The organism is Streptomyces sp. NPDC007095 (assembly GCF_040634475.1).
Lineage (GTDB): Bacteria > Actinomycetota > Actinomycetes > Streptomycetales > Streptomycetaceae > Streptomyces.
Map to the genome: position 1 here is coordinate 186,307 of NZ_JBEYFS010000001.1, position 14,684 is coordinate 200,990.

Annotated in this window: 14 protein-coding genes; 5 read left to right on the forward strand and 9 right to left on the reverse strand. The window is 69.2% G+C overall.

Annotated features, from left to right (window positions below):
• Position 1: 1 nt before the first annotated feature.
• The 5 genes from ABZ656_RS00940 to hemL all read right to left on the reverse strand — a co-directional run bounded on the left by ABZ656_RS00940 (position 2) and on the right by hemL (position 5,028).
• Positions 2–775, reverse strand: coding sequence for a cytochrome c biogenesis protein CcdA (locus ABZ656_RS00940; protein WP_360263293.1), 774 nt, complete (start codon positions 773–775; stop codon positions 2–4).
• Positions 776–780: 5 nt separating this feature from the next.
• Positions 781–1,404 (reverse strand): TlpA disulfide reductase family protein, encoded by a 624-nt coding sequence (locus ABZ656_RS00945; RefSeq protein WP_101400006.1) that lies wholly within the window; start codon positions 1,402–1,404, stop codon positions 781–783.
• A gap of 67 nt (positions 1,405–1,471) precedes the next feature.
• Complete coding sequence (locus ABZ656_RS00950) at positions 1,472–2,815, reverse strand: hypothetical protein (RefSeq protein WP_101400005.1); 1,344 nt, start codon at positions 2,813–2,815, stop codon at positions 1,472–1,474.
• A gap of 174 nt (positions 2,816–2,989) precedes the next feature.
• The gene (locus ABZ656_RS00955; RefSeq protein ID WP_360263148.1) at positions 2,990–3,715 is read right to left on the reverse strand and encodes a histidine phosphatase family protein; all 726 of its coding nucleotides are present in this window, start codon (positions 3,713–3,715) and stop codon (positions 2,990–2,992) included.
• Positions 3,712–5,028: a glutamate-1-semialdehyde 2,1-aminomutase gene (gene hemL / locus ABZ656_RS00960; protein WP_101400004.1), complete on the reverse strand. Its 1,317-nt coding sequence runs from the start codon at positions 5,026–5,028 to the stop codon at positions 3,712–3,714. The genes ABZ656_RS00955 and hemL overlap by 4 nt, the downstream gene beginning before the upstream one ends.
• A 600-nt stretch (positions 5,029–5,628) precedes the next feature.
• On the opposite strand from hemL, the gene ABZ656_RS00965 reads away from it, so the two are divergent.
• The gene (locus ABZ656_RS00965; RefSeq protein WP_003974483.1) at positions 5,629–6,066 is read left to right on the forward strand and encodes a hypothetical protein; all 438 of its coding nucleotides are present in this window, start codon (positions 5,629–5,631) and stop codon (positions 6,064–6,066) included.
• Between the two features lie 67 nt (positions 6,067–6,133).
• On the opposite strand, the gene ABZ656_RS00970 is transcribed toward ABZ656_RS00965, so the two are convergent.
• Both ABZ656_RS00970 and ABZ656_RS00975 read right to left on the reverse strand, forming a co-directional pair.
• Complete coding sequence (locus tag ABZ656_RS00970; RefSeq protein ID WP_360263296.1) at positions 6,134–7,465, reverse strand: tyrosine-type recombinase/integrase; 1,332 nt, start codon at positions 7,463–7,465, stop codon at positions 6,134–6,136.
• Position 7,466: 1 nt separating this feature from the next.
• A complete protein-coding gene (locus tag ABZ656_RS00975) occupies positions 7,467–7,784 on the reverse strand; it encodes a helix-turn-helix transcriptional regulator (RefSeq protein WP_360263152.1) in 318 nt (105 codons plus the stop codon).
• Positions 7,785–8,251: 467 nt separating this feature from the next.
• Between ABZ656_RS00975 and ABZ656_RS00980 the strand changes: the two genes are divergently transcribed.
• From ABZ656_RS00980 to ABZ656_RS00995, 4 genes are all read left to right on the forward strand, one after another.
• On the forward strand, positions 8,252–8,494 hold the full coding sequence (locus tag ABZ656_RS00980; protein ID WP_360263155.1) for a helix-turn-helix domain-containing protein: 243 nt from the start codon (positions 8,252–8,254) through the stop codon (positions 8,492–8,494).
• Positions 8,495–9,032: 538 nt separating this feature from the next.
• A complete protein-coding gene (locus tag ABZ656_RS00985; RefSeq protein WP_360263158.1) occupies positions 9,033–10,340 on the forward strand; it encodes a DUF3631 domain-containing protein in 1,308 nt (435 codons plus the stop codon).
• A gap of 303 nt (positions 10,341–10,643) precedes the next feature.
• The gene (gene mobC, locus ABZ656_RS00990) at positions 10,644–11,144 is read left to right on the forward strand and encodes a plasmid mobilization relaxosome protein MobC (RefSeq protein WP_360263161.1); all 501 of its coding nucleotides are present in this window, start codon (positions 10,644–10,646) and stop codon (positions 11,142–11,144) included.
• Positions 11,141–12,838: a mobilization protein gene (locus tag ABZ656_RS00995; RefSeq protein ID WP_360263163.1), complete on the forward strand. Its 1,698-nt coding sequence runs from the start codon at positions 11,141–11,143 to the stop codon at positions 12,836–12,838. The genes mobC and ABZ656_RS00995 overlap by 4 nt, the downstream gene beginning before the upstream one ends.
• On the opposite strand, the gene ABZ656_RS01000 is transcribed toward ABZ656_RS00995, so the two are convergent.
• Positions 12,839–13,384 carry a flavoprotein gene (locus ABZ656_RS01000; protein WP_360263166.1) on the reverse strand — a complete coding sequence of 182 codons (546 nt, stop codon included), beginning with the start codon at positions 13,382–13,384 and terminating at the stop codon, positions 12,839–12,841. It lies immediately after the preceding gene.
• Positions 13,381–14,652 (reverse strand): helix-turn-helix domain-containing protein, encoded by a 1,272-nt coding sequence (locus ABZ656_RS01005; protein WP_360263169.1) that lies wholly within the window; start codon positions 14,650–14,652, stop codon positions 13,381–13,383. The genes ABZ656_RS01000 and ABZ656_RS01005 overlap by 4 nt, the downstream gene beginning before the upstream one ends.
• Positions 14,653–14,684: the final 32 nt, after the last annotated feature.

Consider the following 14,684-nt stretch of genomic DNA (forward strand, 5'->3'; position numbering starts at 1 on the left):
ATCAGATCCCTACCGTGAAGCCGTTGGACCAGGTCTGCATCTGCTGCACGATGCTGTCCCAGGCACCGGTGAGCAGGAGCAGGCCGGTCGCGATCATCATGCCGCCGCCGATCCGCATCACCCACACGTAGTGCCGCTTGACCCAGGCGAAGGCACCGAGCGCCTTGCGGAAGGCGACGGCCGCGAGGACGAAGGGCACTCCCAGGCCGACGCAGTACGCGACGGTCAGTATGGCGCCGCGGCCCGCGCTCGCCTGGTTCATGGAGAGAAAATTGATGGAGGAGAGCGTCGGTCCCAGGCAGGGCGTCCAGCCGATGCCGAAGAGCGCGCCGAGTATCGGAGCGCCGACCAGGCCGGTCACCGGCCGCTTGTGGAAGCGGAACTCGCGCTGCGTGAGCCAGGGCATCATCCCCATGAAGAACACGCCCATCGCGATCATCAGCACGCCGAGGATCTTGCTGAGCGTGCTCTGGTACTCCTGGAGGGTCGACCCGAAGTAGCCGAACAGCGCCCCGCCGGAGACGAACACGGCGGTGAAGCCCACCACGAACAGGCTGGCGCCCGCGACCATCCGCCCCCGTCTGGCCTCCGCCAGATCCGTGCCGGTGACACCGGTCACGTACGACAGATAGCCGGGGACGAGCGGCAGCACGCACGGCGAGAAGAAGGAGACGAGCCCGCCGAGGACGGCGATCGGCAGGGCGAGCACCAGGGCACCGCTGACGACGGTGTCGGACGACGCGGCGAGGTTCGTGGACGCGGCGAGAAGGGACACGTCGGTCACTTCTCCGCGAGAACGGGGTCGAGCATCTCGCGGAGCTTGTCCTCGCTGAGTGCCTGCAGCGTACGGGCCGCGACCTTCCCGTCCCGGTCGATGACGATCGTCGAGGGGATCGTCTGCAGGTTCAGCGTGCCCTTCTTGAAGCGGAGCAGCAGCTTGCCCGTGGGGTCGTAGAGGCTGGGGAAGTTGACGCCGTGCTGCTTCTCGAAGGCCTGGGCCAGACTGACGTTGGCGTCACGGGTGTTGATGCCGACGAACTGCACGCCCTGCGCCGCGGTGTCCTTGGCGACCTTGGCGAAGTTCGGGGCTTCGGCACGGCACGGCGGGCACCAGGAGCCCCACACGTTCAGGACGACGACCTTGCCCTTGTAGTCCTTGACGTCGAGCTGCTTGCCGTCCACGGTCGGGCCGGAGAGGTCGGGGGCCTCGACCCGGGAGCCCTTGGCGACGGTCGAGATGCCGTCCTTGCCCGCCACGAAGTTGCTGTTGCCCGAGCCCCCGGACGTCCCGCCCGAACCGCACGCGGACAGGACAAGCGCGGCGACGGCGGCCCCGGTGGTGAGCAGGGCGGCACGGCTACGGGTGCGGTTCGAGCGCTGTTCGGCGCGGCAGGCGGCACTCATGTGAAAAGTTTCGCATGCCCGTTTCGAGGATCTTCCGCACCCCCCTTGCGGGGGGGAAACCACCATTTCAGGCGGCGTCCCCGGACCCCTTGGAAGTACCCGTCCCAGTACCGGCAGTGGTGCTGGTACCCGAACCCGTACCAGCCGCCTTGCCGGTGTCGCCGAGGAACGTCTTCCAGCCACCCGCGGGTCGCTGTCCCACGTCCAACGTCCGCAGCTTGGCCAGGATCTCGGGCTTCTGTACGTCCATCCAGTCCACGTACTGCCGGAAGGAGACGAGGCGGACGTCCTCGCCCTTCTCCTTCTCCCGGGCTATGTGCTTGAAGGCGTACTCGACGGCGTCCATGTAGATGCCGCCGTTCCAGTGCTCGAAGTGGTTGCCGATGAAGAAGGGCGCCCGGTTGCTCTCGTAGGCCCGCCGGAATCCGGCGACGTACGCCTCGCCCGCCTGCTGCCGCCACGCCGGGTAGTTGTGCGCGGGCGCCTTCGTCGAGTTGATCGACTGGTTGGCCAGCATGTTGTAGTCCATGGACAGCACCTCGAAGCTGCGCCCCGGGAAGGGGATCGCCTGGAGGGGCAGGTCCCACAGGCCGTGCCGCTTCTGCGGCCAGACCTGGCGGCCGCCGGGCGAGGAGGCGTCGTAGCGCCAGCCGAGCTCCTTGGCGGTGGGCAGCAGGTTGTTCTGGCCGAGCAGACAGGGGGTGCGCCCGCCGACGAGTTCCTTCTCGTAGTCGAAGGGCAGCGAGGGCAGGTCGGTCCAGCCCGTGTTGGTCCGCCACTCCTTGACGAAGGACTTGGCCTGGTCGATCTCACTGCGCCACTGCGCCGGCGTCCAGTTGCCGACGGTGCCGTGGCCGGAGCAGAAGTGGCCGTTGAAGTGCGTGCCTATCTCGTGGCCGTCGAGCCAGGCCTGCCGGACGAGCCCGAGCGTCGACTTGACGTGGTCGTCGGAGAGATAGCCGATGTCGGAGGCGCCCCGGGGGTTGTTCGGCGGCAGGTACTTGCGCTTCTTCGACTCGGGCAGGAGGTACAGCCCGGAGAGGAAGAAGGTCATGTGCGCCTCGTGCTCGCGGGCGAGCCGGAGGAAGCGGGAGAAGAGACCGGTCCCGACCTCACCCGCGCCGTCCCAGGAGAAGACCACGAACTGCGGAGGGGTCTGGCCGGGCTCCAGAGGAACCGGCTTCGCGGGCTGGTTCGGCTGCTTGCCCGTGAAGGAGGTGGAGCCGTCGCCTATCGGGCGGCCGGGGTGCGAGGAGGCACTGGGCTTGCCTGACGGACCGGGCTTGCCCGACCGGGAACCACCACGCCCGCCCTGACCGTCCTGTTGGTCGGTGCCGCACGCCGCGAGTCCCATCGCCGCCGCGGCGCCCGCCCCGAGGCCGATCATTCCCCGCCGGCTGATGTCCCGCATTCGGTCCCCATCTCATCGCGCCCTCTCAGCTGGCTCCCAGCTGACACACAATGAGAGGGCACGACAAGCAGATAGGTTCCTTCGAACGCGCAACATTGATCATATTTTACGAAGAACAGCTCGGGTAACGACGTATACGAACACTTTGCGCCAAGGTGTACGGAAATGGGCGCTCTACGCCCCGAACGCCTTGCCCTTCCCCTTCACCGGCTTGGCGCCCGCGAGGAGATGGACGGGCACGAGATCCCTGGCCGGCTCGCTGTACCCCACGGACACGATCTTGTCGCCGCGGTAGGTGAAGGTCGTCAGGGACGCCAGCGTGCACTGCCGCTTGCGCGGGTCGTGCCACAACCGCCGCTTCTCCACGAAGGACCGCACGATCCAGATCGGCAACTGGTGGCTGACCAGCACCGCTTCATGCCCGCGGGCCGCGTCCTTGGCGGCGTCCAGCGCCCCCATCATCCGTACGACCTGTTCGACGTACGGCTCGCCCCAGGACGGCTTGAACGGGTTGACGAGGTGCTTCCAGTTCTCGGGCCGCCGCAGCGCCCCGTCCCCCACACCGAAGGTCTTCCCCTGGAACACGTTCTCGGCCTCGATCAGCCGACCGTCGGCGTCGAGGCCGAGACCGTGCGCCTTCGCGATGGGCGTCGCGGTCTCCTGCGCCCGCTCCAGCGGGGAGGCCACGACATGCGTGACGTCCCGCGGCGCCAGGTGCTCGGCGACCCGCTCGGCCATCTGCCGCCCGAGCTCGGACAGGTGGTAACCGGGCAGCCGCCCGTAGAGCACCCCGTCCGGGTTGGCGACCTCGCCGTGCCGCATGAGATGCACGACGGTGATGTCCTGATTCCGTCCCTGCGTCTGATCCCGCATCTGACCCTGCGTCTGTTCCTGGCTCATGCCGTGGCCTCCGCCGCTGCCCGGGCCGCCGCCGGAAGGGCGTCGGCGATCCGCTGAATGGCCCGCTCGTCGTGGGCCGTGGACACGAACCACGACTCGAAGGACGACGGGGGCAGATAGACGCCCTGCGCCAGCATCGAGTGGAAGAACGCGGTGAACCGGAAGGACTCCTGCGCCTTCGCGCCCTCGTAGTCGCGCACCTCACGCCCGGTGAAGAAGACCGAGAACATGTTGGAGGCGTTCTGCAGCCGGTGCGCCACGCCCTCCTTGCTCAGCGCCTCCGTGACCAGCCCGCGGATCTGCTCGGAGACGGCGTCGACCTTGTCGTACGCGGCGTCGTCGAGCAGCCGCAGCTGGGCGAGCCCGGCGGCGGTCGCGACGGGGTTACCGGAGAGCGTGCCCGCCTGGTAGACGGGTCCCGCGGGAGCCAGGTGCTCCATGACGTCCTTGCGGCCACCGAAGGCGGCGGCGGGGAATCCTCCGCCCATGACCTTCCCGAAGGTCATGAGATCGGGACGTACCCCGTCGATCCCGTACCAACCGGCCTTGCTGGTCCGGAATCCGGTCATGACCTCGTCGGAGATGAACAGGGCGCCGTTGCGCGCGCAGGCGTCCTTGAGTCCCTGGTTGAACCCGGGCCGGGGCGGTACGACGCCCATATTGCCCGGCGAGGCCTCGGTGATCACACAGGCGATCTCACCGGGATGCGCGTGGAAGGCCTCGTTCACGGCTTCGAGGTCGTTGTAGGGCAGGACGATCGTGTCGGCGGCCTGGGCGCCGGTGACACCGGGGGTGTCGGGCAGCGCGAAGGTCGCCACCCCGCTCCCCGCCGACGCCAGCAGCGAGTCGACATGCCCGTGATAACACCCGGCGAACTTGATCACCTTCGACCGCCGGGTGAACCCGCGGGCGAGCCGGATGGCGGACATGGTCGCCTCGGTCCCGCTGGAGACGAGCCGGACCTGCTCGACGGGCTCGACGCGGGCGACGATCTCCTCGGCTAGCGCGACCTCGCCCTCACCGGGAGTGCCGAAGGAGGTGCCGCGAGCGACGGCCTCCTGGACGGCGCCGATGACGTCGGGATGCGCGTGCCCGAGGATCATCGGCCCCCATGAACACACGAGGTCGACGTATTCCCTCCCGTCGGCATCGGTCAGGTATGGACCGTTTCCGGACACCATGAAGCGGGGCGTACCGCCCACGGCGCGGAACGCGCGCACCGGAGAGTTCACGCCGCCGGGCGTGACGAGGGCCGCGCGGTCGAAAAGAGTCTGCGAGACTGGGGCTTCATATGAATAGGGCAGTTCGGTCATGACCTGCGACTTCTCCGACTCGGGGGGGGCTAGTGACCCCCTCAGCGTAGGGCAGCGGCCGTGGGCCGCCACGAGCGGAAGATCCCGGCCACCGAAAAGCCGCGGAGGCACATCCATCACGCGACGACCGGGCATCAGCCCTCGCGTGTCTGCGAAACTGGGGCTCCGTACGGATAGCTCACACGGGCCATGGTGTCAGAGGCTGCGAAGATCCTGCGGACAGGTGTTTCAGCGTACGTTTCGGCGTGCGGCCGTGGGGGAGGTCACTGTCACGATGATCGGGTTGCGTGGCGGGGGTCGCGCGCCTTAGAAAAGCAGTCGGGTGGAGATATGCATCGCGGTGGCGGACTGGGCGAGGGGACCGATGACCTCGGTCCTCGGCGTGCCCGGCGGGGAAGGCACCGGCGCGAGGCGGAGGAAGCGGCCGAGGCACGACAGACGCAGGCGTCGCCGGGCTCTCCTGGATCACCCGGATCACCCGGGTCGCAAGGATCACAGAACGATCCTGAGCGGATCGACCTGTCGGGCCGTATGGACGGTATGGACTACACGGACCGCGGGGCAGACCGGCTCAGGGCAGGAAGCGGGAATGGTGGCCGGGTGGGGGTGACCTACAAATACTTCGGCGCGCCGGACGGCGCGACGGCGGCCCGCGTGCCGATCTCGATGCGCCCCGAGGAACTCGGCGGCGACGAGCTCGGCATGAACGGCATGTTCACCAAGATCAAGCCGGAGACCATGGCCGCGATGGTCCTCACCGGCATCGAGGGCGTCCCTCTCCACAAGGTCCCGCCCCTGGAACTGGTCGTCCTCCACCCCGACTACGCCGTCGTGAAGCTCCCCATGACCGTCGTCGACCCCCTCCGGGGCATCGGCGAGGAGGCGGTGGGCGCGGCGGCCTTCATCTGGTCGACGGTGCCGGACCGGGGCGGGCCGCGGGATGCGTTCAACGTGTACCAACTGCTGCACGAGTGGCAGGACTTCAGCCACCGTCTGCACGAGGCGGGGCATCAGCCTTATTGCCTTGTGTGGCCGTGACCTGGGGTTTCTTGCGGATCGGGCGGGGTCTTCGGGCCTCGCCCTTTTCCGTGCCGGGGAGGGGCCGTCAGGCGGCCAGGGCACATTGAGGGCACATGGGTTTCGCTGGGGGCACTGATGTGCCCTGGGTGCCGGGCCGGTCGTCCTCGTCTCCTGCCTCGGCTTCTGTGAAGACGTCGTCGATCGCCTTGCGGGTGCGGGTCTCGCTGGACGGCAGCAGATGCGTGTACGTCCGCAGCGTGAAACCCGGGTCCGAGTGGCCGAGGTACTCGGAGAGCGCCTTGATGCTCTCCCCCGCATCCAGGAGTACGGAAGCGTAGGCGTGCCGGAGTGCGTGCATGCCGTCTTCCGGGGCCGCCTGGAGGTAGCGCGCTCCGCGCTCGCGGGGAGGGATCACGCTGGCGGCGGCAAGGGCGCGCTTCCAGTCGCCCATGTTGAAGACGCTGCGGTTGTAGGCCCGCTTCTTCGTGTCGACGAAGAGGAGGCGGAAGGTTCTCGGTTCGCCGTCAGGCTTGGTCCAAGGCAGGGTGACGTCGACCGGCGGGAACTCCTTCATGTGCGCCTTGAGGACGACGGCGAGCTGAGCCGACAGGGGCACTGACCGGATCCTGTTGCCCTTGGGCAGGGCGAAGACGGGCTTCGTGCCGACCAGCCGTACCTGGCGGTTGACGTGGATCCAGCCACCTTTGAAGTCGATGTCCTCGACGGCGAAGCCGAACACCTCGCCCTGGCGCAGACCGCAGCCGAAGGCGAGCTTGCCGCCGGCCTGGAACCGCTTCGGGAGGCCGGCGATGACCGCGCGGAGTCGCTCCAGCGACCAAGGGATGACCTTCTTCTTGGTCGCGGTCGGGAGCTTGACCGACTTCGCCTTGCACGGGTTCTTCGGCAGCAGCCCGTCCTCCACGGCTGTGCCGAGGATGCTGGAGAGGATGTCGAAGATGCCCTCGATCGTCGACACCTCCAGGCCGCCGTCCTGGAGCGTGCGGATCCAACCCTGGATGACCGAGGGCTGGTTGAGGGACCGCAGCTCACGTCGGCCGAGGTGCTCGACGATGTGGTTACGGACGGTCGCCTCGTAGCGGAGCGCGGTCGTCGGGCCGACGGAGTTCGCGTCGAGCCACTTCTGCGCGTAGGCGCCGAGCGTTTGCTTCGTCTCGGCCGGGACGACATAAGAACCGCGCCGGATCTCGACGTCGACCTCGGCGGCGCGGTTGTCCGCCTCGGCCTTCGTGTGGAAGTTCTCCTTGCGCTGGCGGTCGTCCAGGTCGCGGTAGCGGACCTGCCAACGCTTACCGATGCCGTGGTCGGCGGTGGGGACCATCCGCTTCGTACGGCTCTTGTGCTCGCCGCACTCGGCCTCGGTGGGCTTGGGGTGGGACTTGTGCCAGCGGTCGTACACGTCAGCCAAGAAGGGCCTCCTGGATGGGGGTGAGGGAGTGGGAGGTGGCGTGGGACACCGGGGAGTGCGTCGGCCACGGGAGCAGCAGAGCTGCGGGAGGGGCGCCGAGCACGGTGGCGAGGGCGACGAGGTCGTCTACGTCGCATCGGCGGCGGGCGCGTTCGGTGCGGCTGAGGGCGGTGTTGGCCATCGGGCGGCCCAGTGCGGTGCAGCGGGCGGCGAGCTGGTGCTGGGTCAGGCCGCGCACGAGACGTAGGTGCTCGATGGCGCGGGCGGTGTGGAGGCCGGCCGGGCCTATTTCGACAGGTCGGTTGGGCATGACAGATAGCTGTAACTTGCATCCGGGCGTCATGACAAGAGTTAGCTCTTAAACTCTCCAAAAGTCGTTCGGGGGCGAAGTGGCGTTCGTCTCGTCGAATTCCGGTACATCGCGAGGCGTTTCGGCCGAGGTGTCGTGTTACCTTGCTTCGCCGTTTTCGAGATGGGCGATTTGAGCATGCATCAGCCATGATGTCCGGCGGGCCAGTCACGTCGTCCCTGACCGCCAAGTGTTACCTCTGAGCTGCGGAGGTACCGGATTCCGGCACCTCGACCGGTTGCTTCGCCGAAAGAAAAATTCGAGCCTGGCTGGAGCGATTTCGGCAACCGTGAATCCACCCTTACTGTTTCCCTCTCCCCAGCCACACCGAAAGAAGTAGTGAGGAGTTTCAGAACCAACTCTGGACTTTTCTCCGGGTGGTGTGGCTGTGTTGTCCAGCCCATTGTTCAAGACCGAAAAGGAGCCCTGTGCCGAAGAACCCTCCCCGTAGCACCAACGCCCCTGCCACCGCTGCGGCTGCCCAGCGTGGCCCCCTTGCCACCCCTGAGGAGGTCGCCGCCTATCTCGGGGTGCCGGTGAAGACGCTCTACCAGTGGAAGTACCGGGGCATCGGCCCCAGCGTCCACAAGGTCGGCCGTCACCTGCGCTACCGCTGGCGGGAGGTGGACGCGTGGCTGGACGCCCAGACGTCGTACGACCTCACGGCCTGACCCCGCATCTGACGCGGACGACGAAGCGGCCCCCGGCGCGCCAACGCCGAGGGCCGAAGACTCCCCTGCCGACTGCCCATCCCTGAACGAACGAGCTGGTGAGGGGCGGGATCTTGCCCGTCCTGCCTCTCACCGGAGAGGAACGCCTATGGAGGACTCTACGTCCCCCAGCACCACGAACGCCTCCCTCACCGGCTGGCCCACTCCCGCGGTCCCCGGCCAGGGCATCCCCTGGCGCCGCCAGGATCAGCAGGACACACAGCCCCCCGCGTCGGGGACCGTCGAACACCCGGCAGATGCGGAAGCACACGGGGACCGTCCCCAGTCGTCTGCTGATGCCGTTGTTGGGGACCGTCCCCGCGACGTGCCCGCTGCTCGGTCCCCGCACGTCCCGGTCCCCGTATCGACATCCGGCGCAAACCCGCAGGCCAGCGGCGGGAAATCGGGGACCGGTCCCCAAGAGGCTGCAGTTGCACCAAGGGACCGTAATGGGGACCGTGAGCACGGTCCCCGCCAGTCGCCGGGGACCGAGACCCTCGTGGCGGGAACCGCCCAGCAGGCGGGGACCGGTCCCGTCGACGCACGGGGACCGGATCACGAGGTCGGTCCCCAGCCTCCTCGGGGACCGGCAGGCCCCTCGGAACAGGGTTCTGGTGAGGGTGCCGTGCTGCTGGATGAGTTGCGGGCGGCGATCGGTAAGTACGTCGTGCTGCCCAGTGACGAGGCGCTGACCGCGGTCACGCTGTGGGTGGCGGCCACTCACATACAGACCGCCTTGCAGCACGCGCCCCGTCTGGCGGTCGTAGGCCCGACGAAGGGCTGCGGCAAGTCCCGTGTTCTGGACGTGCTCCACGAGACCGTCCACCAGCCGATCATGACGGTGAACATGTCCACGGCGGTGCTGTTCCGCATCATCGGCAAGAACCCGCGCACGATCCTGGTGGACGAGGCCGACACCATCTTCAGCAAGGCCGGCGAGAACGAGGAACTGCGCGGCCTGTTGAACGCCGGACACCAGCGCAACCGGCCCGCCTGGCGCATCTCCGGTCCGGAGCACAAGCCGACCCCGTATCCGACCTTCGCCATGGCCGCACTGGCCTCGATCGGCGACCTGCCCGACACGATCACGGACCGGGCGGTCGTGCTCCGCATGCAAAAGCGCAAGCCGGGCGAGAAGGTGACCCCGTTCCGCTCGCGCTACGCCATACCGGAACTGAACGCGGTGCGGGACAAGCTGGCCGCCTGGCTGGGCACCCTGCGCGGCACGGCCGGCCGCATGGCGCCGACCATGCCGGTGGAGGACCGGGCGGCGGACACCTGGGAACCGCTGGTCATCATCGCCGACCTGGCCGGCGGCCACTGGCCTGCCAGCGCCCGTGCGGCGTGTGTCGCGATGACCCGGTTCGAGGCCGTCCAGGACGAGCAGACCAACCTGAAGACGCGGCTGCTGCGCGACATCCACCGTGTCTTCGAGGCACACGGCAACCCCGAGGCCCTGTCCTCCCTGGATCTGGTCACCGCCCTGCTCCAGGATCCTGACGCCCCCTGGGCGGAGCACGGCACCAAGGGGCTCAACGTCTACCACCTGGGCAGAATGCTGCGGGACTTCGACATCCGCCCGGCCAACTACCGGTTCGACAAGGGCAGGCAGGCCAAGGGGTACGCCCGTAACCGGTTCCTCGACAGCTGGGCCCGCCACTGCCCCGAGCTCACCGAGACGGCGCCCGCCCCCACGCACGACGCCACACCCGCGCGCCAGGCTCAGGGCAAGCTGCCCGCCGCCCCGGCGGGTCAGCTGCCCATCGGCCCACCCGGCGGACCCGCCGGCCCCAAACGTGCCCGCTGACCCGCCCCCCTGGGTCCGTATCACTGCGTCGCATCCGTCCCCGCGCAGGTCAGCGCGGGGACGGATGTCCTCACCGGGACGGACTTCTCCGTACCTGCCCGAGTGTCCGTACCTGTCCTGACCAGGCATGGGACGCATGCGACGCACGTGACACACCTCCCGCCCCCTCGCCACCGGAGCATCACCATGCACGAACAGCACCACGAACTCCCCACAGCTCAGCAGCAGACGCACACCACCTCAGCCCCAGACAGAGCAGCAAGTTGTCGGGTAAGGAGTCCTTACCCGGCCTCCGCCCCTGGGGTGGCGGAGGAACCCGGCGCCGAGGGGGCACCGGGATCGGCCGACCCGGGGGAGCCGACCGATACAGGAGACACCAGACCGTCGCCCCACGACGCGCAGACGCCGAAGCCGCAGCGCCGCCTGCGTCAGCCGCGCCTGCGCGAGCGCCGCGTCCACCCCCGCTACAGCGACAGCGAGTTCACCGACCTCGCCCACGCCGCCGCGCTCAGTCGCATGCAGATCGGCGGCTACGTCGCCGAGGCATCGCTAGCCGCGGCCCGCGCCGAGGACCCCACGGCTGCGATCGCCGACTACCGCGCCATGGTGAAGGCGCTGATGGCCGCCAACCGTCAGCTCGGCGGCCTCGGCAACAACCTCAACCAACTCACCTGGCACCTCAACAAGGACGGCGCCTGGCCCGAGCCGGACGTCGTTCACCGGCTCCTGGCCCGCGTCGAAGCATCGATCGGTGACGTGGACACCGCCGTCGCCCAGGTCACCGAGGGAAGGCAGGGCCGGTGATACCGAAGATCATCACGGGCAAGGGCAGCACCCGCCGTCTGATCGCCTACCTCTTCGGCAAGGGCGACGCCAACGAGCACGTCGACCCGCACCTGGTCGCGTCCTGGAACGACTTCGCCCCCGACCCCGGCCGCAGCCCGCACCGCGACCCGAAGGAGGTGGAGAAGCAGCTCTACACGCAACTCGACCAGCCGGTGGCCATGCTCGGCCGCCAGGCTCCCCAAACCACCGTCTGGCACTGCCCGGTCCGCGCCGCCCCCGAGGACCCCATCCTGTCCGACGCCCATTGGGCGGAGATCACCCGCCGGATCGTGGCCGCCGCCGGCATCGCCCCCACCGGAGACACCGAAGCCTGCCGCTGGGTGGCCGTACGGCACGCCGACGACCACATCCACATCGCCGCCACCCTCGTCCGCCAGGACGGCCGACGCCCCAGGCGGGACTACGACATCCGAGCCGTCCAGCGCGAGGCCCGACAGATCGAAGTCGACTATGGGCTCAGGCGGTTGAAGCCGGGCGACGGCACCGCCGCCAAACGCCCCACCAGCAAGGAGCACTTCAAGGCCAAGCGTCTGGACCAGGACGCCACCGCCCGCGAGGTCCTGCGTATGCGGGTGCGCCGCGCGGTCGCCGCCGCGGCCGACGAGGCCGAGTTCTTCTCGCTGCTGGAGGCGACCGGCGTGGACGTACGCCTCAAGCTCGCTCCCTCCGGCGACGCGCTCGGCTGCAACTTCGCCCTGCCCGGCAACGTGAACGAGGAAGGCGACCCGGTGTGGTTCGCGGGCTCCACCCTCGCCCCTGACCTCTCCCTGCCCAAGATCCGCGAACGCCTCGCCACCACCAGCCCCGAGCCAGCCACCATCCAGCCTGGCAACCTGTGGCACCAGGCCACCGCCGCCACCGAACGCATCCCCCATCACCTCACGAAAGGCGACGAGCAGACGGCCCAGGGCCAACTCGTCGCGCTCGGCGCGACGCTGGACCTGCTGCCCGTCATGGCACCGACCGCGGCGCGGGCCGAACTCGAACAAGCCGCCGCCGCCTTCGAGCGCGCCACCCGCTCCCGCATCACCGCCAACCTCGACAGCACCCGCGCCCTGCGCCGCAGCATCCAGACCATCTGGCGCGAGAGGCCACAGGACAGTGACGGCACCGGGCTCACCATGCTGCTGGACGCCGCACTCACCGCGGTCGCCTTCGCGCTGCACTGGCACCGCACCCGCCAGCACGCCCAGCAGGAGGCGGCAGCCGAACAGGCCCTCCTCCACATGCAGACCGCGTACGCGCAGACCGCCGAGCCCGTCCTGGTCGGCCTCGCCGGCCGGACACCCGGCCCGCAGACCAAGCGCCGCTTCGCCCACCACCTTCAGGATGTGGTTCCGGAGCACGCCGAGCGCATCCTCAACGACCCCGCTTGGGACGCACTCGCCACCGTGCTCGCCGAGGCAGAGGCAGCAGGACACAACGCAGCCACCGTCCTCGGCCAAGCGCTGCACCAACGTGCCCTGGACGACGCCCGCAGTCCCGCCCGCGCGCTGACCTGGCGTATCCGCCGCCTCGGCGACCGCCACGTTCCCGGTCCATGGGCCCAGGCAGCCAGGGCCCACAGTGCCATGCAACGGCCCAGCGTGCCGGTCCACCCCGCGGCAGCCATTGCTCGGCCACCACAGGGGTCACCGACACGGCGGCACTGATCAGGCGGGAGCGGACAGCTTGGGCGCGAGGAGCTCCAGGGCTTCCTCCCAGCGGTAGCGATCGGCCCCGCCGCCGGCCTTTGGCCGGTGCGGCTCGTACGAGCCGATCAGGACGCCCATCTCGCGTAGCCGTTCCAGGCTCTGGCGGTACGCGGGGTGGGCCGCCTGGGCCGAGTTCAGGTATGGCAGCACAGCGACCGGGATGTCCATGGCGGGTGCTTCGCACAGGACGCCCAGGGCGAGATTGTCGGAGATCCCGGCGGCCCACTTGTTGATGGTGTTGAAGCTGGCCGGGGCGACCGCGATCGCGTCCGCGGGCCGAGTCGGTCGCGGTTCACCCGGTGACCGCCAGGCAGAGCGGATGGGGTGGCCGGTCTGGGCCTCGACCGCCTCCACGTCAACGAAGCCGAGGCCCTGTGGGGTGGCGATGACGCCGACATCCCAGTGCCGCTCCTGTGCTGCGGTGATCAGCCGGCCGACGTCGGCGGCGACACCGGCCGCGCAGACCACGATCTGGAGGAACGGCTTGTCGGGCTGATCACTCACGCGGGCACTCCCAGTTGGCGGCTGAAGTGGTGCAGCTCGGGCAGTGCCCGGCGGCGGTCGCGGGCTGCCATGTCGGCGACCAGTTCGCGTACGGCCGGGCGACGGACGTCCTGTGCCGCGCAGCTCTCGGCGATACGCAGGGCCTGATAGCCGTCAGCGAGCCTGCCCTGCTGACTGTAGGCGCGGGCGGTCTCCACCCACAGCGCGGCCCGGCGCTCGGGGACAGGAATGTGCCGCCGCATGAGCGGCCGTGCGGTTTCCAGGGCGATGCCGGCGTCACCGAAGGAGACGGCTGCGCTGATCTCGTGGAGTGCGACGTTGGTGGGGCTGAAGTTCGCCCAGGCGTCCGGCCGGTCGAAGGAGACGTAGCGAGCGACTTCCTTGGCTTCGGTGAGGAAGTCCTGGGTGGTGTCGCGGTCGCCGTTTCTGCTGGCGGCGGTCGCCCCGCGGAGCAACAGCAGACCAACCGCCGCCAGGTACCGGGGCGAGCGCTGGTCGTAGGAGCCGGTGAGCTGGTCGGCAGTGTGGCGGACCATGTTCACGGCCTGGGCCGTGTGCTTCTCCCGCACGAGAACGTGAGCGTGGACGCGCACACTGGCGGAGAGGACGACAGGGTCCCCGGACCGTTCCGCCTCGGCCATGGCCCGACCGGCCGCAAGCCAGGCGTTGCCCTGATCGGCCCGCTTCAGCAACAGGCTCACCGACGTCTGGTAGGCGGTCGCGAGCAGCCCGGACATCTCCGCCGAGCCGGATGAGCCTCCGGCGGCCTGACGCAGGTCGGCGATCAGACCCGGCAAGGTCTGCTCCAGTTCCGCGTAGTCGCACGTGCAGAACATCCGGCGTACGGCCCGTGCCCGGTCCCGCAGCTCGTCGAGGCCCAGGGCTTGCCCGGTGGCCGCGGGGCTCGTGCCTGGCAACAGGACTTGGATCAGGTCGTGATGTGCCGCGCTCGACGACGGCGGAGCCGCGAGCGCGGCGACGCTCGCGGCAAGGAAGGTACGGCGGTGCATGTCCTCTGTTCCGGGCTCGGCGGGGCTGGCATCAGAAGCGGCGGCGAGGCCGAGACGTTGCGGCGGAATCTCCAGCACCTGCGCGATCTCGCGCAGCACTCGCACGTCCTCCGTGCCCCTGCCGCTCTCCAGGCGGCTCACCTTCGACTGGTGATACCCAAGCGCGGCGGCAACGTCCCTCTGCGAGCGCCGCTGTAACACGCGTGCCTGACGGATCACTTCGCCGATCCGTCTCGCTTCACTCTGTGCCTCGGCCATCTGTGCCACGGCCCCTTCTGCCGTCGCCGATC